The organism is Columbia Basin potato purple top phytoplasma (assembly GCF_028595955.1).
Lineage (GTDB): Bacteria > Bacillota_I > Bacilli_A > Acholeplasmatales > Acholeplasmataceae > Phytoplasma.
Genome location: NZ_JANHJP010000003.1, coordinates 57337 through 78175 on the forward strand (window position 1 = coordinate 57337; position 20839 = coordinate 78175).

A 20839-nucleotide genomic window follows, 5' to 3' on the forward strand; every position below is an offset into this window, starting at 1 on the left:
GTTCACTCCTTATTATTATTAACCAAAGAATAATGAACTTTATTCTCTTTAGTATCAGATTTTATAAGTTCCACATGTAAACCTAAAGCTTGTAATTCTTTAGAAAATACTCTAAAACTTTCAGGAATAGAAGGTTTAGGTAAAGGTAATCCATTAACTATAGCATTATAAGTTTTATTACGGCCTATAATATCATCACTTTTTACAGTTAATAATTCTTGTAAAGTATGAGCAGCTCCATAACCATATAAGCTCCATACTTCCATTTCACCAGTTCTTTGACCGCCTGGACCACTACTTCCTTGACCACGAGTAGCTTGATTTGTAATCAAAGTGTAAGGACCTACATTTCGAGCATGCAATTTATCATCTACCATATGAGATAATTTAATCATATACAATATACCTACAGAAATAGGATTGTCATAAGGTTCACCAGTTTTGCCATCATATAAAGTCATTTTTCCATCTAAAGGTAAATTAGCTTCCTTCATGATATCTTTTAAATCTTCATTATCAACACCATCAAAAACTGGAGTAGCTATTTTAATACCTATTTTTTTCGCAGCCAAACCTAAATGCATTTCTAAAATTTGACCAATATTCATTCTACTAGGAACACCTAATGGATTTAACATAATATCAACAGTTGTGCCATCCGACATATAAGGTAAATCTTCTTTAGGTAAAATACGGGAAATTACACCTTTATTACCATGTCGACCTACTATTTTATCGCCTTCTTTTATTTTTCTTTTAACAGCGACATAAACTCTAACACTTTGATTTACTCCTGGCGCAGATAAAACATCGCCATTATCAACAGATAAATATTCAACACTTTGAACAACTCCTGTTTCGCCAAAAGGCATTCTTAAAGAGGCATCCTTGTAATCACGAGCTTTTTCACCAATGATAGTATGAATTAATTTTTCATAAGGTGAAAGTTCATAAACTCCTTGGGGAATAATTTTTCCTACTAAAATATCGCCACCTTTAACTTCTGATCCTGGAATAATAATCCCTCTATGATCTAAATTTTTTATAAAATCAGCACTTACATTAGGGACTTCACGAGTAATTTCTTCTCTACCAGAACCTTTTTTTAATTCTCTTGCTAAAATTTCATATTTATTGATATGAATAGATGTGAAGACATCATTTTGTACTAGTTCTTCAGACATAATGATAGCGTCTTCATAATTATAACCATCCCAAGTCATAAAAGCTACAGTTATATTTTTCCCTAAAGCTAATTCTCCTTTATCAGTTGCAGGACCATCAGCTATAATATCGCCTTTTTGAACATATTCGCCTTTTTTAACAATAGGTTTATGCAATATCACAGTATTTTGATTAGATTTAGCAAAATTAATTAATTTATAAACTTTAGGCTTTTGATCATCTTTACTATCAATAATAATTTGTTGAGAATCAACATAAGAAACATGACCATCTTCTTCAGATAAAATTAAACATCCGGAATCTTTTACTACTCTATGTTCTACTCCTGTACCTACAATAGGTGATTCTGTAATAAGTAAAGGTAAAGCTTGTCTTTGCATATTAGTTCCCATTAAAGCTCTAGAAGCATCATTATGCTCTAAAAAAGGAATAGTAGAAGTTGCTACCGAAACTATTTGTTTAGGAGAAACATCTATATAATCTATTTTCTCAACATCATACAATCCTGTTTCCCCATTTTTTCTAGCAATAATCTTATTTTTTTGAAAAACATTTGCTTCATCTAAAAGCGAATCCGCTGATGCAATTATCTTATCTTCTTCTTGGATAGAAGTTAAATATTCAAATTCTTTAGATACTTTATGAAAACCATTTTCATGAATGACTTTAAAAAAAGGAGTTTTAATAAAACCATATTGGTCTACCTGAGCATAAGTAGATAAAGAAGATATCAAACCAATAGAAGGACCTTCAGGAGTTTCAATAGAACATAATCTACCATAATATGAATTATGAACGTCTCTTACTTCGACTCCGGCACGATCACGATCAATACCACCAACACCTAAAGCAGAAATTCTTCTTTTTTGAGTTAATTCAGCTAAAGGATTTATTTGATCCATAAAATGTGATAATCTAGAACTTCCAAAAAAACTTTCAATAACCATAGTAAAAGAAGAAAAATTAACTAAACTACTAATAGGAGTATCGAATTTACTAATAGTCATTCTATCTTTAATATTTTTTTCAGATCTAGTCAAACCAATACGGAATTGATTTTTTAACAATTCTCCAACTAACCTTAATCTTCTATTGCCTAAATAATCAATATCATCTTTTTGGCCTAAATTCTCATATAAATTTAAATAATAACTAATGCTAGCTATAATATCAGATAAAAAAATATTTTTACCTTTTTCATCTTGATTATTCCCGATTACTTTAATAAAACGTTTATTATCATTATCATCTAAAACATAAACTACTAAAACTTCATTTAAAACATTTTTATTTAAATTTGAATCTGAAGATTCATATAAATCATTATTATCTAGAAAAAAATCTATTACATCTTCTTCTAAATTTTCTCTATTATTTTGCAAAATTTCTATAACTTTATCATCCAATAAAGTATCTACTTCTACTAAAATTTCTCCTGTTAAAATATCACAAATATTTTCTTTTATATATATTTTTTTATCAGAATCATTTTTTTTATAAGTAAAATAGTTGTTTTCTTTATTATTGATTTCATTTTCTAAATTCATTTTAGAACTAATTAATTCTTTTCTAAAATGTTGCCTTTTGTTTTTTAATTCTTTTAAAATATCTTTCGTTAATAAAGTGCCTTTAGAAAATAAAATTTCACCTGTTTCAATATCTTTTAAATTATAAGCTAAAAAAGTGTTTTCTACTCTATTTAAAACATCTAATTTTTTATTTAATTTATATCTACCTACAGAAGATAAATCATATTTTTTGCGATCGAATAATCTTTTACTAATAAATTCACGAGCAGATTTAGCAGAAGCTTTTTCTCCTTGATTCAATTTAGAATAAAGTTCTATAATAGCTTCGTCAACACTATAATCATCATTTTTATTAAAGCTTAATTCTAATAATTTATTTTTTCCAAAAACTTCTTCAATTTCTTCTTTACTATTGAAACCTAAAACTTGAATAAATTTAGTTAAAGGAATCTTTTTAGAGCGATCTAATTTAGCATATAAAATATCTTTATTACTTTGTTCGTATTCGATCCAAGCGCCTCTAGTAGGAATAATTTGTGCTTCATAACGAACTTTATTAGATTTAGTATCAAATTTTTCTGTAAAATAAGTACCTGAAGAACGTATAATTTGAGAAATAACTACTCTTTCGGTTCCGTTAATTATAAAAGTTCCTGAAGGTGTCATTAAAGGTAATTCTGTCATCAAAACACGACTTTTTCTGACTTCTCCAGAAGCAACATTTTCTAATCTTACATCTGCAAACAATTCAGAACAATAACTGAAATCTCTTTTTTTAGCCTCTTTAATATCTAATTTAGGTTTTTGTAAAAAAAAATCGTCAAAATATAATTTTAAATTACCACTATAACTTTGTATAGGCGAAATATCATCTAAAGATTCTCGAATCCCTTTCTTTAAAAATAACTCAAAAGAATCTATTTGAGTTTTTATTAAATTAGGTAAGTCAAAATCATAATTCATTTTTGAATAAGTACGACGTACTGATTTAGTACCGTATTTTATATCACGATATTTTTTCATTTTTTTTGAAACTCCACAACCATATAATAAATTTATTTTTAAGAACAAAAAAATTATAAAAAAATTAAAAACAAGAAAATAAAAACCTAAGAAAAATTGTATCTTAGGTTTCGAATCAAAAAATAAATAGTTAAGTTTGAAAAAATTATTCTAATTCAACTGTAGCGCCTAATTCTTCTAATTTTTTCTTTATACTTTCAGCTTCTTCCTTATCAATATCTTTTTTTATAACAGCGTTTGGCGTTTCTGCTAATTTTTTAGATTCAATTATCGTTAAATTAGTAATTTGACGAATTTCTTTTATAATTGGAACTACGCTTTTGCCTGAAAAAGATTTAAGAACAACTGTAGCTTTATTATCTTCTGCTTTATTACTAGCAGCTTCATTATTTCCTACACTAGCAGAAGAAACAAAACTAGAAGGATCAACACCGAACTCTTCTTTTATACCATCTACTAATTCTTTAATCTCTAATAAAGTCATACCTTTTAAAGCTTCTATAAAAACCTCTTTAGTTAATTTAGCCATTTTTTTAAAATCTCTCTATTCATTAAATTTTTTAAATACAATAATAATTCAATATATCCAAATATAATAAATTATTATTTTTCTTTATTTGTTATCATATTTATTTGTTATCATATTTATTTGTTATCATATTTATTTGTTATCATATTTATTTGTTATCATATTTAAACTAATTGCTAATTCTTTTAATATAGACATCATACCTGAAGATAACATAGATAATAAATGTTCTTTGGATGGTAAAGTTGCTAATTCAGCAATACTTTCGTAAGAAATTATTTTATCATCAATAAAACCTTTAATAATTTTTAAAAATTTATTTGTTTTAGTAAAATTAAATAATACCTTAATAGATTCAAGAGAATCTTTGGGACTCAACAATAAAGCTTTAGAATATTTAGACAAATCAACTAATTCATTATAATTCATTGATTCAAAGGTTCTTTTTAAAATATTATTAGGACATACTTTAATCATACTATTAATTTTATTTAATTCAACACGTAATTCGGTCAAATCATTTACTTTGATTCCTTGATACTCAAATAAAACAAAAAAACCAAAATTTTTAATATCTTGAATTAATAAATCTACACATTCTCTTTTTTTATTAATAATAGCTAGATTTGTCATAACAATAATAATCCTTATTATTTTCTTTATTTTTAAATAGATGCAAAGTCAACTTTAATACCTGGTGCCATTGTCGTAGAAATAGTTATCGATTTGATAAAATTACTTTTAGATGTTTTAGGTTTAACAGACATTAAATGTTCATACAAAAACTTAAAATTTTCTAATAATTGTTTTTCTTCAAAAGATGCTTTACCTAAAACAGTATGTAAATTACCATTTTTATCTAATCTATATTCTATTCTACCTTTTTTAATATCTTGAATTAATTGAAAAACATTATTTGTTACAGTACCCAATTTTAAATTCGGCATCAAACGACGAGGTCCTAAAATGCTTCCTAATTTAGAAACAGAAGGCATCATTTCTGGAGTAGATATTAAAACATCAAAATCTAACCAATTTTTTGAAATACGATCAATTAAATCCTGATCTCCAACATAATCAGCTCCTGCTTTTTCTGCTTCTTTGGCTTGAAGACCCTTAGCTAATACAACAACTTTTAATTTTTTGCCACTTCCATGCGGTAAAATTAAAGCACCTTTTAAATTTTGATCTACCTTTTTAGGATCTAATTTCAAAGATAAATTACATTCTACAGTAGCATCAAATTTAGTAATTTGTGTTTTTTTTATTAAATTCATAGCTTCATCGATTGAATAAAATTTATTAAAATCTATCGATTTACTAATATCTAAATATTTTTTACTTCTTTTCATAATCTAAATATTTTTATTACAAAATATTAATTCTTTCTATAAAATTAAAAATATCATTCAACTATTTCAATACCCATACTAGAAGCAGTTCCTTTTATTATTTTACAGGCTTGCTCTAAATTATAAGAATTTAAATTAGAAGATTTATTTTTAGCAATTTCTTCAATTTGCTTATGTGTTAAAGTAGCTACTTTATCTTTATTAGAATTAGATGATCCTTTTTTGATATTAGCGGCTTTCTTTAAAAGATCACTAGCAGGAGGTGTTTTCACAACAAAACTAAAAGTTCTGTCATCGTAAACAAAAATAACAACAGGAATTACGAAACCCACCTTATCTTTAGTAGCTTCATTAAATTGAGAACAAAACAAAGGTATATTAACTTGTGCTTGTCCTAAAGCTGGTCCTACTGGAGGAGCTGGGTTAGCTTTACCAGCGATAATTTGTAATTTAATAGTTTTTACAATATTTTTAGCCATTTGAATAATTTAAAACCTCATTTAGTAACTTATTAAAATTATTTTATTTATTATTTTAATAAACAAATAAAAATTAATTGGAAAAAAGAAATACAAAAAAATAAGTCTTTCAAATTATAACATATTTATATAAATTAATATAATAAAAAAATAATATATTTAAAATTATAAAATTTCTTTAAAAGAAGAAAGTGAAATTTCAATAGGAGTATTTCTTCCAAATAAATCAATTTCTACTATCATACTATTTTTAGTGCTATCTATTTGAACAACTGTCCCTTTTTTACCTACAAAAGAACCATGAGTAATCTCTACTTTTTTATTTATTAAATGATTATAAGTTGGTTTAGCCATGACTCCTATTTTGATTAAAATAGTTTTTATTTCTTTTTCTGATAAAGGCGTTGGTTTGGTATTAGTTTTTTTAGTAGAACCTAAAAAATTAGTAACTTTTTGTAGATTACGAACTATAAACCATGAATAATCAGTCATAATCATTTTAATAAAAACATAACCAGAAAACATTTTTCTTTCTTTTTCTTGTTTCATACCATCAGCTTTCACTTTGAAATACTTCTCTTTCGGACAAATAACTTCAAAAATTAAATTAGACAAACGGATATTACTGTTAACAAGTTTTAATAAATCTTCTCTAACAGAGTTTTCATAACCTGAATAAGTTTGTATTATATACCATTTAGCTTCTTCATTACTTTGTGTTATATCTTTACTAATGTTTTCTTTAGAATTTATAGAATTTATTTTATCTTTGTTTTTCATTTAATACCTTATTATATTTGCTGTTAAATTTATTTATTTATTTTTTTCAATTTTTTGTCAAAGGATCTATTGAATTATAGAATGATTGAAACAAATAAATCATAAAAATTAAAAAAATAGTAAAATAAACAACCTTTATTATTTGTAATATCATTTCATGAATAGGAGGCCAAACGATTAATTTAATATCTTTTAAGCTTGTTTTTAAAAAAGGATAAACACTAATTAAAAAAATAATAAAAAAAATAATAAAAAAAATCAAAAATACATTTTTATTTTTTATATAATTGCTAAAAATTTCTGTTTTATACAAAGTAATAGAAAAACCCATTAAAAAAATAGATAAAATAAAACAAAAAATATTTGCGAAACCATATTTTTCTTTAATAACATCTAATAAAGCATTAATCATTGTTTGTTCTTCATTTTGTTTTAACACCATTAATATTCATCTTCCTTATTATTTTATCTTGATTCTTCATGTAAAATATGTTTTTTACATTGAGGACAATATTTTTTTAATTTTAACCTATTATTACGATTACTTATATTAATATGATAATTACGACTTAAACAATTATCACAAATTAAAATATTTTTTTTCACTATATCACCCAAACAATTATCTTTTTTTTGCGAAAATTTTTGCGAAAACAATAATAAATCAATATGACATTTAAACATATTATAACATAAAAATTTTTAAAATTAAAAAGTTAAGTTTTATTTTGAAATTTATACATTATCAAAGCAGCGGCCACACTTACATTTAAAGAATTAATACGTCCATGCATAGGTATTTGAAATAAAAAATCACATTTATTCTTTAATAAAGGACGAATGCCTTTGCCTTCGTTTCCTAAAATAACAGCAAGAGAACGATTCGTATCTACTTCTTCCATAGTTAAACAAGATGTAGGATCAGTACCGATAACAATAATATTTTCTTTTTGTAAATCTATAATAGTTTTATGTAAATTATTTGCTAAAAAAATATTAACATATTCTAAAGCACCACTAGATGCTTTAGCTACTGTTCCATTCAAAAGAACCTGATGTTTTTTAGATACAATAACACCATCAAATTTCATGGTTTCCATAGTACGTAAAATAGCGCCGAAATTATGAGGATCATGAATTTCATCTAAAATTAAAAGCTTTTGAAATTTATTAGAATTTAAAGAATGAGATTTCAAAAAAGATGATAAATCTTGATATTTATAATCTTTAACTTTAGCTACTACTCCTTGATGATCAAAACTTTTAGATTTTTCATTTAATTGATGTTTATCTAAAAATTTATATTCAATATTATTTTGATTCAAAAAATTTAAAAAAAATCTATCTTGCATCTTGCTATTTATATACAATTCATAAATAGGTCTTTTATTGATTACAACCTCTTTAATTACATTTTTACCATAAACTATCATTTTATAAAACTTTCTTTAAAATAAAAATTTTTAAATTAATATGATTATCATATAAATAAATATAATTTATTTCATTAAATTAATCAAATGATTTATATCTTTCGCAAAAATTAATAAATAAATAAAAAGAAAAGATAAAAAAAGTGAAAAAACTAATATTTTTTTCCATTTATTAAAGGGTCTAGAAATTAATATTAAAAGATAAAAAAATACGAAAGAGCTAAAAATATTGAATAAAATCGAAACATTGTTTGATCCAATATTATTATAAAAAAATAATAATAAAACATAAAATAAAGTCATCAAAATAGAATAAGGTAAGGCTTTTCCTAAAATACTTCTAAAAAACGATTCAGTTATTTTTTTATTATTCATTTCCAAAGCTAAAAAGAAAGAAGGGATCCCGATAAAAAAAGTATCTATTAAATTAAATTGCAAAGGTTGCAAAGGAAAAGGTATTCTTGGACCATTTTTCCAATGAATCAAATTAAAAAATATAGTAACAAATGCTAATAAAAAAGATAAAATCGTTTTAGTTAAAAATAAAATAGAAATTTTTTGTAAATTATTAACAACTCTTCTGCCTTCAATCACTACTTGAATTAAAGAACTAAATTGTGAATCAAGTAAAATTAAATTAGCAGCATTTTTACTCGCCTCGTTGCCTGAAGCCATAGCAACTGAAACATCAGATTCTTTGAAAGCCGAAATATCATTAACACCATCGCCTATCATTGCTACTTTATTATTTTGTTTTTTTAAATTATTAATAATATTTTTTTTTTGTTGAGGATTCGCTCTACCAAATACATTATACTTTGATGATATTTGATTTAATTCTTCTGAATTTAAATCCATCAAACTAATCGATTGTTCTGAAGAATCAATTATATTTAATCTCTGAGCAATATGAGCTATTGTTTTAGGATTATCTCCTGAAATAATTTTTATGTTAATACCGTTTTGAATAAAATAATTAATAGTATTTAAAGCGTCTTCTTTAATTTGTTCTTCTAAAGAAATAAGAGATATAATTTTATATTCAGTATCATAATTAATATCATCTAATGAAGTATCAGTTTTCGCTAAAAGCAAAACTCTATAACCTAAATTTACTAACTTTTGAAAATCTTCTTGGATTTGATGAAATTGTTTTTTTAAAATAAATTCAGGAGCTCCCAAAACAAATGTTCCGGATTTTTCTATTTCTACTGCGCTATATTTATTAATACTAGAAAAAGGTTGTTTTTTTAAAATTTGATAACTTATTTTTTTTTTACTTAAAATTTCAGAAGAACAAAATTTTTGATATAAAGCTTTTTGAGTCGGATTGTTGATAGGAAAAACATTGATAATATCAAAAATTAAATCTTCTGGCAATAAATCAAAATCTGGATATTTTAAAACATTTTTCACTTCCATATTGCCACTAGTAATAGTACCTGTTTTATCTAAACATAAAATATCTATTTGAGCTAACATTTCGATGCCGAAAAGTTCTTTAATATAAACATTTTTTTTAGCTAATTTAATAAAACTAACAAATAAAGTGGTACTAGTTAAAAGGAATAAACCAAATGGCACCATTGATAAAATAAAGCCGCATAATCCTAAAATAAACTTTTCGTCTGTAAAATTAATCGGTCGAGGAACGCAATATAAAATAAAAGTCATAGGAATTAATAAAAAAAACAGAGACAAAACGAACGAAGATAAACTTCTTATTAATGGTGTTTCGATTTTTTTATATCTTTTTGCTTCTTGTGTTAATTTAGCGATATAAGTTTGAGCGCCAACAAATATAACTTCAGCGCAAGCATTGCCGCTAACAACATAACTACCTGAATATAAAATGTCTCCTTCTTTTTTTAAAATTAATTTAGATTCACCTGTTAAAATAGATTCATCAACTTCTATAACACCTTTTTTAACTTTTGCATCAGCCACTATTTGAGAACCTAATTCTAAAAAAAGAATATCTTCGGTAACAACATCATCAATTAATATTTGAGTCATAAGACCTTCTCTAATAACGAAAGTATAATTAGGTTTTAATAGAGAAATTTTATCTAAAGTTCTTTTTGCTTTAATTTCTTGAAAAATATTAATACAAATATTTAGTATATTTATAAATAAAAAAAATAATTGCTCATAATGTTTAACATAAAGAATAAAACAAGTAACTACCAATAATAAAAAATTAAAAAAAGTAAAAATATTAGTAAAAAGTATATTTAAAATACTTTTATTAATATTCGAAATAAATAAATTATTTTGTTTATTTTTTATTTTTTGTTCAACTTCTTCTAAAGTTAAACCTTTTAAATCAAAAGTAAAATTATTTTTTTTCATTTCAGAATTTGATTTTTTTTTGATCATAAGAAAATATATACCATCTTATTTATTTTATTTTATCAATTTACAATTTTTTTCAAATCAACATTTCTTTTTTTAAAATTTTTCTTAAATTATCTGCTTGAACAAAATCTTTTTTCTCTTTTATTTCTAACCATAAATAATAAAGTTTAATTTTTTCTTCAGTGATTTCTTTTAAAACGATATTAATACTTAAATTATTAAATAAAAAAATCAATGTATTTTGTAATATTAATAAAGAATTTAAATCAAAAGTTTTATTTATTTTTTTTAATAATTCTTCTATTAAAGTTAAAACATTGGGAGTATTAAAATCATTTGACATTAAAAAATGAAATTTTTGAATATAAAAAGAATCGATTTCTTGATTATTAATTTTATTTAAAAAAAACTGAAAATTATTTTTATTTAGAGTATAAATAATTTTATCATATTTTAACTGGATTTCTTCTATTATTTTCTGATTATAGTTAATAGGCTGTAAATAATGGTAAGATAAAAAAAACATTTTAATAACATTAGGGGTAAAACGTTTTAACAAATCTTTTGCTAAAACAACATTTCCTAAAGATTTACTCATCTTATTATTTTTATAACCAACATAACCTATATGCATAAAAAAATTAGATAATTTTTTTTTATTTGTGGCCCAAAATTGAGCCTGTTCATTTGTATGATGAGGAAATTTTAAATCAATGCCTCCACCATGAATATCTATAGTATTTTTGAAAATGTTTCGAATTATAACAACACATTCAGTATGCCATCCTGGTCTACCAGGAAACCAGGGACTTGAATATTTAACTCCAATATTAGTTTTTTTCCATAAAATAAAATCTTCTGTATTTTCTTTTTGAACATCTAATTGTTTTCTAGCATTTTTTTTTAACTTTATTAAATCTTGATTACTCATTTCTCCGTATTGAGTAATTAATCTCGATTTAAAATAAATTCCTTCATCTGTAAAATAAGTATATCCCTTATCCATTAACTCTTGTATATACAATATGATATCAGAGATGTAATTTGTAACTAAAGGATGCTTATCAATTGTTTTAATTTCTAATTTTAATAATAATTCAAAGAAATAATTAATATATTTTTGGGATATTTGTGCTTCTGTTGTTTTTAAATCTATAGCTTTTTGAATTATTTTATCATCAATATCGGTGATATTCACTACTAAACAAACTTCTAACCCTAAATTAGATAAATATTTTTTGACAAGATCAAAAAAAATTAAAGATCTTATATTGCCTATATGTAAATGATCATATACTGTAGGCCCACAAACATAAATATTAATTTTTTTTTGTTTTGAAAAACAAAAATTTTCTTTTTGATCAATTAAAGAATTATAAATTTTCAAAATAAAACCCTTTACTATAAGATATATATAAAAATTAATTATGCGATAATATATTTAATACTTTTTGAATATTTTTCGAAATTTTTTGTTTTCCTAATAATTCTAAATAATTTAATAAATGAGGACCATTTGATCTTCCAGTGCAAGATATTCTAATAGTAAGAAAAAGTTGTTTTCCTTTTAAATGCGACAATTGACTAAAATTTTGAATAAATTGTTCGATATCCGATAACTGAAAACCTTCTAATTTCAAAAATAAGTCTTTCAACATTTTAATTGATGAACTAATTTTATTATCTTTTAAAAAGAAAATTATTTGATCATCTATTTCTTTTTCTTTTATAAAAAAGTCTAAATATAAATCTACTATTTCTCCAATATAATTTATCCTATCCCTAAATAAAAGAACTATTTTAGTTAAATAACTGTATTCTAAAAAAATTTTTTCTCTTTCGAACAAAATTTTAGTTTTTTCTACTAATTCTAATAAAGTCATTTGTTTTAAATATTGATTATTAATAAAAGATAATTTTTGATCATCAAAAACAGCAGGAGCTTTCACAAATCTTTTTTCATTAAATAAAGTAATAATTTCTTTTTTAGAAAAAATAGTTTTATCACTATTAGGAGCAAAACCTAACAGAAATAAAAAATTAAATAAAGCATCAGGTAAATATCCTGCATCAATATATTTTTTAATAAACGGAAATATATCTGAATCTCTTTTGCTTAATTTTTTTTTATTTTTATTTAATATCAAAGACATATGACAGAAAATAGGGGCATCCCAACCAAACGCTTTATAAATCATCATTTGTTTAGGAGTGTTAGTGATATGTTCTTCTCCTCTTAAAACATGAGATATTTGCATTAAATGATCATCAATAGCAACAGCATAATTATAAGTAGGAAAATTATTTTCTTTCATTATAATCCAATCTTCTATTTGACTGCTATCAAAACACAATTTACCTCTTATTAAATCATCAAATTCATATAAATTATTTGATGGTACTTTAAAACGAACCACAAATTTATCATTATTATTTTGATATTCTTTATAGGCAAGTTTTTTATCTAATAAAATTTGAGTATACTTTTGATAAATCATTAATCTTTCTGATTGTTTATAAGGACCAAAAGAACCCTGACAATCAGGACCTTCATCCCAAACAATACCTAACCATTTTAATTGTTCTAATTGAGAAATTTCGCTATTAGAAACATTACGAGTCAAATCAGTATCTTCTATTCTAATAATAAATTTACCTTTATGGGTTTTAGCAAATAAATAATTAAATAAAGCAGTCCTAGCATTACCAATATGTAAAAAACCAGTAGGACTCGGTGCATAACGTACTCTTATATTTTGCATATTTATCCAATCCTTAAATTTAAAGAAATAATATTATTCAAAAAACAATAAAAGAGTCTTTTATAAAGATAAAAGACTCTTTTTAAATTTATTTTAACAATATAAATAAAATTAACGTTTTGAAAATTGAGGAGCGCGACGAGCTTTTTTTAAACCATATTTTTTTCGCTCTACACAACGAGAATCCCTTGTTAATAAACTAGCTTTTTTTAAAATAATTCTTAAACTTGGTTCTACTTCTAATAAAGATCGAGATATACCAAGTCTAATAGCTTCTGCTTGAGATGTTGTTCCACCGCCATAAACATTAGCGATAATATCATATTTTTCTAAAGTTTTAGTTAACTTTAAAGGCATAATAGTTTTAAGACGAACTTCTTTAGAAGAAATATAATCCACAAATTCTCTTTCATTTATTTTAATATTGCCAGAACCTGGTACCAAAATTACTCTCGCAACCGAACTTTTACGTCTTCCTAAACCAAAATACTGATTTTTATTCATTATAACATTACACCTCTAAAATTGTTGGTTTTTGTGATTCATGTCTATGATTTTCATTAGAATACACAAATAATTTTTTACGCATTTGATTGCCTAATTTAGTATGAGGCAACATACCTAAAATAGCTTTTTCAACAACACGAGTAGGAAACTTTTGCATCATTTCTGAAGCAGTTCTTTTAGATAAACCACCAGGATAACCCGAATGTCTATAATAAATTTTTTTTTGCCATTTTTTACCTGTTAATTTAATTTTAGAAGCGTTAATAACAGCAACATAATCTCCATTATCAACATTAGGAGTAAAATAAGTTTTAGATTTGCCTTTCAAAATACTAGCAATTTTAGTAGCACATCTGCCTAAAATTTTTCCTTCGACATCAATTAAATACCATTTTTTTACTACTTGTTCTTTATTGACAGAAAAAGTTTTATTATTATCAGGTTTTAATTTTTCTTTTTTATTAATAATGTCAACCATATTCAAAATACACAACACTTTCTACTTAATAACAAGTTTATTTTTTAAATTTTAATTAAGTAAATCATTAAATAAATCTCATTTAATTATATAAAAATAATATCTAAATATCAATATCAAATTATTAATATTCAAAGAAAATATAATTCAAATAAAAAATTTAATATTTATTATTTGAATTATATTTTTTTATACTCAAATAATAACCATTAAACAAAACAATTAACCAATTATTAATTTTTCAATCAAATATATTAAATAAATATAAAATGGAGCGGATGATGGGAATCGAACCCACATCTTTAGCTTGGAAGGCTAAGGTAATGACCATTATACAACATCCGCTTATATTTTTTATAATGGTCGGGAAGACAGGATTTGAACCCGCGACCTCCTGGTCCCAAACCAGGCGCTATACCAAGCTAAGCTACTTCCCGATTTCAATAATTAAACAAAAATGGCACACCCAAGAGGACTCGAACCCCTAACCTTCTGATCCGTAGTCAGATGCTCTATCCAATTAAGCTATGGGTGTTTTTTTAAATTAAAACACTATTTTAAGAATATTTATTTTGGTGACCCGTACGGGATTCGAACCCGTGAATGCATGCGTGAAAGGCATGTGAGTTAACCGTTTCTCCAACGGGCCTCTCTAGACTTATTATAATTAAATACTTCATATAATACAAAAAAATATAAAAATAAAAAACAATATAGCATAACCACGCATAAATAATTTTAACATAATTTAAACATAAAACAAAAATAATAAACAAAAAAATAAAATAAATTATTTGAAAAATAATTTTTATATCTAATATTATATATATTTAATATTAATTAAAATTTAAAAATAATTAATTTATTTTATTTAATAAATTAATTATTTTTAATGAAATATAAAAACTTTAATTTATAAAATTAAACTAAACTTTATAATTTTTCAAAGATAAAAAAATTTTACCTTTATTATCAATATCAATACATTTAACAAATACTTTATTACCGATATTTAAAACATCTTGAACGTGTTCTGTTCTCGTATCAGCCAATTGACTAACATGAATAAAACCTTCAACACCTGGAAAAATCTCTACTATTGCGCCAAAAGATTGACCTTGTTTATTGCTTAAAATTTTTAAAACAGTCACTTGATAAACTTCTCCTACCTTGATATCTTTAACTAAATTTAAAATATAATCAGCTACATTATTAACGATATCAATATTATGATGATTAATAAATATTTTTCCATTTTGTTTAATATCTATTTGAACATTATCATATTTTTCGATAATACGAGAAATAATTTTACCGCCTGTTCCTATAATATCTCTTATTTTGTCCGCCTGAATATTAATAACTTTAACTTTAGGAGCGTAAACCGAAACTTCTTTTTTATTATCAGTAATAACTAAATTCATCTTTTCCAAAATTTCTATTCTGCCAATTCGTGCTTTGTTTAATAATTCTTTCAAAATATCAAAATTAATATTTTTAATTTTAATATCCATTTGTAAAGCAGTAATTCCTTTTTTAGTACCTGCTGCTTTTAAATCCATATCTCCTTCATGATCTTCTAAACCTTGAATATCACTTAAAATAACATATTCTTCGTTATCATAAAACAAACCCATAGCTATTCCGGCTATAAGTTTTTTTAATGGTACTCCAGCATCCATTAATGCCATTGAAGCCGCGCAAATAGTAGCTTGAGAGGAAGAACCGTTAGATTCTAAAATTTCTGAAACCACTCTAATAGAATAAGGAAATTCTTCTTCTGAAGGCAAAAGATGAAACAATGCTTTTTCAGCTAAAATACCATGACCTATTTCTCTTCTGGATGGTGACATATATCTACCTATTTCACCAACAGAAAAAGGAGGAAAATTATAATGCAAAATAAAACGTTTTTCTTCTTCTGTTAAATCATCAATCATTTTACTTTCTTTTAAAGTTCCTAAAGTAACAACTGATAAACTTTGTGTTTTACCTCTTGTAAAAAGAGCTGATCCATGAGCTCTAGGTAATAAAGATATTTGGCTTTTGATCGGTCTTATTTCGTCTAATCTTCTTCCATCAATTCTTTTTTTATCTTTAATAATCATTTTTCTAAATTCTTTATGAAATAAATCATTAAAAATATTTTCTACTTGAACCAAAGTTTGTTGATCACCAGACAAAATACATTCATCGTTTTGATATTCTGTTAAAATTTGTTCTTTTAATTGATCAATATCACTCTTAAATAATTTTGTATCTTGTTTTTGTTGAGAACTTTTACTTAAAATATATTCTATTTGATTAGAATATTTACTCTTTATATTAGAGTATAATTCTTTGTTAAAATCTAATTCTTCAATATTTCTTTTCTGTGGATCAATTTTATCCATAATTTCATCTTGAAAAATACAAAGTTTTTTAATTATCTCATGTCCATAAATCATAGCTTCCAATAAAACTTCTTCAGGTGTTTCTTTAGCAAAAGCTTCGATCATATTTAAACTTTCTTTGGTCCCTGATAAAGTTAATAAAAAATCAGATTTATCTCTTTGATCTAAATTAGGATTAACAATAAATTTATTATCTATTCTACCTATACAAACTGCTGAAACAGATTCTATAAAAGGGATATCTGATATAAGCAAAGATAAAGAACTTGTTAAAATAGCAAAAATCTCGTTATAACAATCATAATAACTACTTAAAATAGTATTTACTATCTGGATTTCTTTTTTAAAATTTTTAGGAAATAAAGGTCTTAAAGTTCTATCAATCAAACGAGAATTTAAAATTTCGCTATCAGAAGGTCTTCCTTCTCTTTTAGTAAAGCTGCCAGGTATTTTCCCTACAGCATAAAGTTTTTCTTGATAAACAACTGTTAAAGGGAAATAAGACAAAATAGTGTCTTTTTGGCCAGATACTGATACAGTTAAAATAACGCTTTCTTTATAACGAATTAATACTGAGCCATTTGCTTGCGTAGCTAAACTATTGATTTCAACAGTTAATAGATTATTTTCAAAAATAGTTTCAAATATTTGTGAAGCCATTAAACATTTTACCTTTTTCTAAAAATTAAAAACTACTTTTAAAAATAAAATTCATTTTTAAAAATTTTTTTATATTTTTATTATCTGGCGCCTATACTAGGGCTCGAACCTAGGACCCTCTGATTAACAGTCAGATGCTCTACCAACTGAGCTATATAGGCAATTCATCTCATAAAAAGAAAAACATGGTAGAGGATGAGGGACTTGAACCCCCGACTTTCTGCTTGTAAGGCAGACGCTCTCCCAACTGAGCTAATCCTCTAAAGAAATCTTGGCAAATCCTATTTTCGCTTTTGAAACCAAAAACTATTGTCGGGTTGAAAGGACTTAACTGCTGTATTCGGAATGGTAACAGGTGTTTCCCCTTTCATAAATCACCAAGATCCTTTCAAAATTAGAAAGTTTCTCTCAAAACTAGATAAACATAACTCATTATTATTTTTCTTAAAATCAAAGTCAATGGATCTATTAGTACTAGTCAGCTTAAAAGATCACTCTTCTTACACCTCTAGCCTATCAACCTGATAGTCTTTCAGGGATCTCATAGGGAAATCTCATCTTAAAGGAGGCTTCACACTTAGATGCTTTCAGTGTTTATCCTTTCTATACATAGCTACTCAGCTGTGGCTCTGGCGAACCAACTGAAACACCAGCGGTATATCCATCCCGGTCTTCTCATACTAGGGACAGCTCTTTTCAAATTTCCAACGCCCACGACGGATAGAGACCGAACTGTCTCACGACGTTCTGAACCCAGCTCGCGTTCCGCTTTAATGGGCGAACAGCCCAACCCTTGGAACCTTCTCCAGCTCCAGGATGCGATGAGCCGACATCGAGGTGCCAAACCGCTTCGTCGCTGTGAACGCTCGGAAGCGATAAGCCTGTTATCCCCAGGGTAGCTTTTATCCGTTGAGTTACGACCCTTCCATGCGGTATCGTAAGATCACTAAGTCCGACTTTCGTCTCTGCTCGACTTGTAGGTCTCGCAGTCAAGCTCCCTTATGCCTTTACGCTCTCTAAATGATTTCCGACCATTTTGAGGGAACCTTATGAACGCCTCCGTTACTCTTTAGGAGGCGACCGCCCCAGTCAAACTGCCCACCAAACACTGTCCCTCGTGATACACTCACGCAGGTTAGAACATAAAAAATTAAAGAGTGGTATCCCAAAGGTGACTCCCTTTAAACTGGCGTCTAAAGTTCTCTGTCTCCCACCTATTCTGTACATCAATTTCTCACATTCAATATTAAGCTACAGTAAAGCTCCATGGGGTCTTTTCGTCCTGTCGCGGGTAATCGGCATTTTCACCGATAGTTTGATTTCACCGAGACTCTTGTTGAGACAGCGCCCAAATCGTTATGCCTTTCGTGCGGGTCGGAATTTACCCGACAAGGAATTTCGCTACCTTAGGACCGTTATAGTTACGGCCGCCGTTCACTGGGACTTCAATTCGAAGCTTCGGTTTGACCCTAACATCTCCTTTTAATCTTCCAGCACCGGGCAGGCATCAGCCCCTATACATCACCTCACGGTTTAGCAGAGACCTATGTTTTTGATAAACAGTCGCTTGGGCTTCTTTTCTGTGGCTTTTACTTTTGATATAAAAGCTCTCCTTATCCCTAAGTTACGGAGCAATTTTGCCGAGTTCCTTAACAAGAGTTTTCTCGCGCGTCTTAGTATACTCTACCATCCCACCTGTGTCGGTTTACGGTACAGGTAAAAAAACAATTAACCCTAGAAGCTTTTCTTGAAAGTTTGACGTCGGTCATTTTACTTTCAGATCTCATTTTTTGGAATAAGAAAACGGATTTGCCTGTCTTCTCAAACTCGATCTTTCTACCCTAATCCATATAAAGGGCATGCCTAGCCTTCTTTGTCCCTCCATCAGTTGTTTTTTTAGTGCAGGAATCTTCGCCTGCTTTCCATCGACTACGTATTTCTACCTCGCCTTAGGACCTGACTAACCCAGGGCGGACGAACCTGCCCCTGGAAACCTTGGGTTTTCGACGGATAGGATTCTCACCTATCTTTTCGTTACTTACACCGGCATTCTCACTTCTGATTTCTCCACCACTGCTTCCGCTATGGCTTCACTGACATCAGAACGCTTCCCCTACCATATCTAACCTAAGTTAGTATCCGTAGCTTCGGTATAATGTTTGAGCCCCGATAAATTTTCGGTGCAAAGTCATTAGACTAGTGAGCTATTACGCACTCTTTAAAAGATGGCTGCTTCTAAGCCAACTTCCTAGCTGTTTTAACGTCTTTACTTCCTTTTCCACTTAACATTAATTTAGGGACCTTAGCTGACGGTCTGGGCTCTTTCCCTTTTGACCACGGACCTTATCACCCGTAGTCTGACTGCTGATGGTTTTTCATGACATTCGGAGTTTAATTGAGATCAGTACCCCGAGGTGGAGCCATCACTCATCTAGTGCTCTACCTTCATGAAAACTATGAATCAACGCTAGCCTTAAAGCTATTTCGGGGAGAACCAGCTATCTCTGAGTTCGATTGGAATTTCACCCCTAGCCACAAGTCATCCAAACACTTTTCAACGTGTCCTGGTTCGGTCCTCCATGTAGGGTCAACCACACTTCAACCTGCTCATGGCTAGCTCACTTCAGTTTCGGGTCTATGACATACAACTCAACGCCCTTTTAAGACTCGCTTTCGCTACGGCTCCGTTCCTTCAAACTTAACCTTGCTCTATATCATAACTCGCCGGTTCATTCTGCAAAAGGCAAGCCATCACTCATTAACGAGCTCTGACTAATTGTAGGCATACAGTTTCAGGATCTATTTCACTCCCCTCCCGGGGTTCTTTTCACCTTTCCCTCACGGTACTAGTTCACTATCGGTCACTAAGGAGTATTTAGCCTTGGGAGATGGTCCTCCCGATTTCTTCCAACAAGATTTCTCGTGTCTCGCCGTACTTTTTAGGATACTCTAGATAAAAAGTTTCTTTTTACAGGACTATCACCTTCTTTGGTGTTTCTTTCCAAAAACTTCAAATAACTTTTTATTTTGTAACTAGTAATAGTATCCAAGGCTGATCCGCGTTCGCTCGTCACTACTAGCGGAATCGTTATTACTTTCTTTTCCTGCAGTTACTTAGATATTTCAGTTCACTGCGTTTCCTTTTTGATCGAAATCAAAAAACTACAAGTTTATTGTAGTAGGTTGCCCCATTCGGAAACCCATGGATCTCCATTTATTTACAACTCCCCATGGTGTATCGCCGTTAATTGCGTCCTTCATCAGCTCTTAGTGCCAAGGCATCCACTATATGCCCTTACTTCCTTCAACTTTATGAAAATTTTAAAGCATGTTTATCTACTTTTCAAAGAACTTTTTAAGCAGAACCTATT

The 20839-nt window shown here is 27.3% G+C and carries 15 protein-coding genes, 6 tRNA genes and 2 rRNA genes; all 23 read right to left on the minus strand.

Annotated elements, in window-relative coordinates:
* Positions 1-2 precede the first annotated feature (2 nt).
* The 23 genes from M8044_RS01115 to M8044_RS01225 all read right to left on the minus strand — a co-directional run bounded on the left by M8044_RS01115 (position 3) and on the right by M8044_RS01225 (position 20777).
* Positions 3-3737 (minus strand): DNA-directed RNA polymerase subunit beta, encoded by a 3735-nt coding sequence (locus M8044_RS01115; RefSeq protein WP_273585233.1) that lies wholly within the window; start codon positions 3735-3737, stop codon positions 3-5.
* A 145-nt stretch (positions 3738-3882) separates the two neighbouring features.
* A complete protein-coding gene (rplL, locus tag M8044_RS01120) occupies positions 3883-4266 on the minus strand; it encodes a 50S ribosomal protein L7/L12 (RefSeq protein ID WP_273585234.1) in 384 nt (127 codons plus the stop codon).
* Between the two features lie 132 nt (positions 4267-4398).
* Entirely contained in the window at positions 4399-4899 is a 501-nt protein-coding gene (gene rplJ, locus M8044_RS01125; protein WP_273585235.1) for a 50S ribosomal protein L10, read from the minus strand.
* 32 nt (positions 4900-4931) lie between these two features.
* The gene (rplA, locus tag M8044_RS01130; RefSeq protein ID WP_277999092.1) at positions 4932-5618 is read right to left on the minus strand and encodes a 50S ribosomal protein L1; all 687 of its coding nucleotides are present in this window, start codon (positions 5616-5618) and stop codon (positions 4932-4934) included.
* A gap of 53 nt (positions 5619-5671) precedes the next feature.
* Positions 5672-6097, minus strand: a complete 426-nt coding sequence (rplK, locus tag M8044_RS01135) for a 50S ribosomal protein L11 (RefSeq protein WP_273585236.1) — start codon at positions 6095-6097, stop codon at positions 5672-5674.
* A gap of 165 nt (positions 6098-6262) precedes the next feature.
* Positions 6263-6877 (minus strand): transcription termination/antitermination protein NusG, encoded by a 615-nt coding sequence (gene nusG, locus M8044_RS01140; RefSeq protein WP_273585237.1) that lies wholly within the window; start codon positions 6875-6877, stop codon positions 6263-6265.
* A gap of 46 nt (positions 6878-6923) precedes the next feature.
* On the minus strand, positions 6924-7319 hold the full coding sequence (locus M8044_RS01145; protein WP_273585238.1) for a hypothetical protein: 396 nt from the start codon (positions 7317-7319) through the stop codon (positions 6924-6926).
* A gap of 23 nt (positions 7320-7342) precedes the next feature.
* Complete coding sequence (gene rpmG, locus M8044_RS01150; protein WP_273585239.1) at positions 7343-7561, minus strand: 50S ribosomal protein L33; 219 nt, start codon at positions 7559-7561, stop codon at positions 7343-7345.
* 32 nt (positions 7562-7593) lie between these two features.
* Complete coding sequence (gene rlmB / locus M8044_RS01155; RefSeq protein WP_273585240.1) at positions 7594-8310, minus strand: 23S rRNA (guanosine(2251)-2'-O)-methyltransferase RlmB; 717 nt, start codon at positions 8308-8310, stop codon at positions 7594-7596.
* A 66-nt stretch (positions 8311-8376) separates the two neighbouring features.
* The gene (locus tag M8044_RS01160; RefSeq protein WP_273585241.1) at positions 8377-10689 is read right to left on the minus strand and encodes an HAD-IC family P-type ATPase; all 2313 of its coding nucleotides are present in this window, start codon (positions 10687-10689) and stop codon (positions 8377-8379) included.
* A 52-nt stretch (positions 10690-10741) separates the two neighbouring features.
* On the minus strand, positions 10742-12055 hold the full coding sequence (gene cysS, locus M8044_RS01165) for a cysteine--tRNA ligase (RefSeq protein WP_277999093.1): 1314 nt from the start codon (positions 12053-12055) through the stop codon (positions 10742-10744).
* A 34-nt stretch (positions 12056-12089) separates the two neighbouring features.
* Positions 12090-13430 (minus strand): glutamate--tRNA ligase, encoded by a 1341-nt coding sequence (gene gltX / locus M8044_RS01170; protein WP_273585242.1) that lies wholly within the window; start codon positions 13428-13430, stop codon positions 12090-12092.
* Positions 13431-13541: 111 nt separating this feature from the next.
* Positions 13542-13934 carry a 30S ribosomal protein S9 gene (rpsI, locus tag M8044_RS01175; RefSeq protein ID WP_273585243.1) on the minus strand — a complete coding sequence of 131 codons (393 nt, stop codon included), beginning with the start codon at positions 13932-13934 and terminating at the stop codon, positions 13542-13544.
* A 7-nt stretch (positions 13935-13941) separates the two neighbouring features.
* Positions 13942-14415 carry a 50S ribosomal protein L13 gene (gene rplM / locus M8044_RS01180; RefSeq protein WP_273585251.1) on the minus strand — a complete coding sequence of 158 codons (474 nt, stop codon included), beginning with the start codon at positions 14413-14415 and terminating at the stop codon, positions 13942-13944.
* 270 nt (positions 14416-14685) lie between these two features.
* Positions 14686-14760 (minus strand) — tRNA-Gly (locus tag M8044_RS01185).
* A 15-nt stretch (positions 14761-14775) separates the two neighbouring features.
* Positions 14776-14852: transfer RNA gene (locus tag M8044_RS01190), tRNA-Pro, on the minus strand.
* A gap of 21 nt (positions 14853-14873) precedes the next feature.
* Positions 14874-14950, minus strand: a tRNA-Arg gene (locus M8044_RS01195).
* Positions 14951-14988: 38 nt separating this feature from the next.
* Positions 14989-15064 (minus strand) — tRNA-Glu (locus tag M8044_RS01200).
* Between the two features lie 277 nt (positions 15065-15341).
* On the minus strand, positions 15342-17468 hold the full coding sequence (locus M8044_RS01205; protein WP_273585244.1) for a polyribonucleotide nucleotidyltransferase: 2127 nt from the start codon (positions 17466-17468) through the stop codon (positions 15342-15344).
* An 85-nt stretch (positions 17469-17553) separates the two neighbouring features.
* Positions 17554-17629 (minus strand) — tRNA-Asn (locus tag M8044_RS01210).
* A gap of 25 nt (positions 17630-17654) precedes the next feature.
* A tRNA-Val gene (locus M8044_RS01215) sits at positions 17655-17730 on the minus strand.
* A gap of 6 nt (positions 17731-17736) precedes the next feature.
* A 5S ribosomal RNA gene (gene rrf, locus M8044_RS01220) occupies positions 17737-17851 on the minus strand.
* Positions 17852-17915: 64 nt separating this feature from the next.
* Positions 17916-20777: ribosomal RNA gene (locus M8044_RS01225) — 23S ribosomal RNA — on the minus strand.
* Between the last annotated feature and the right edge of the window lie 62 nt (positions 20778-20839).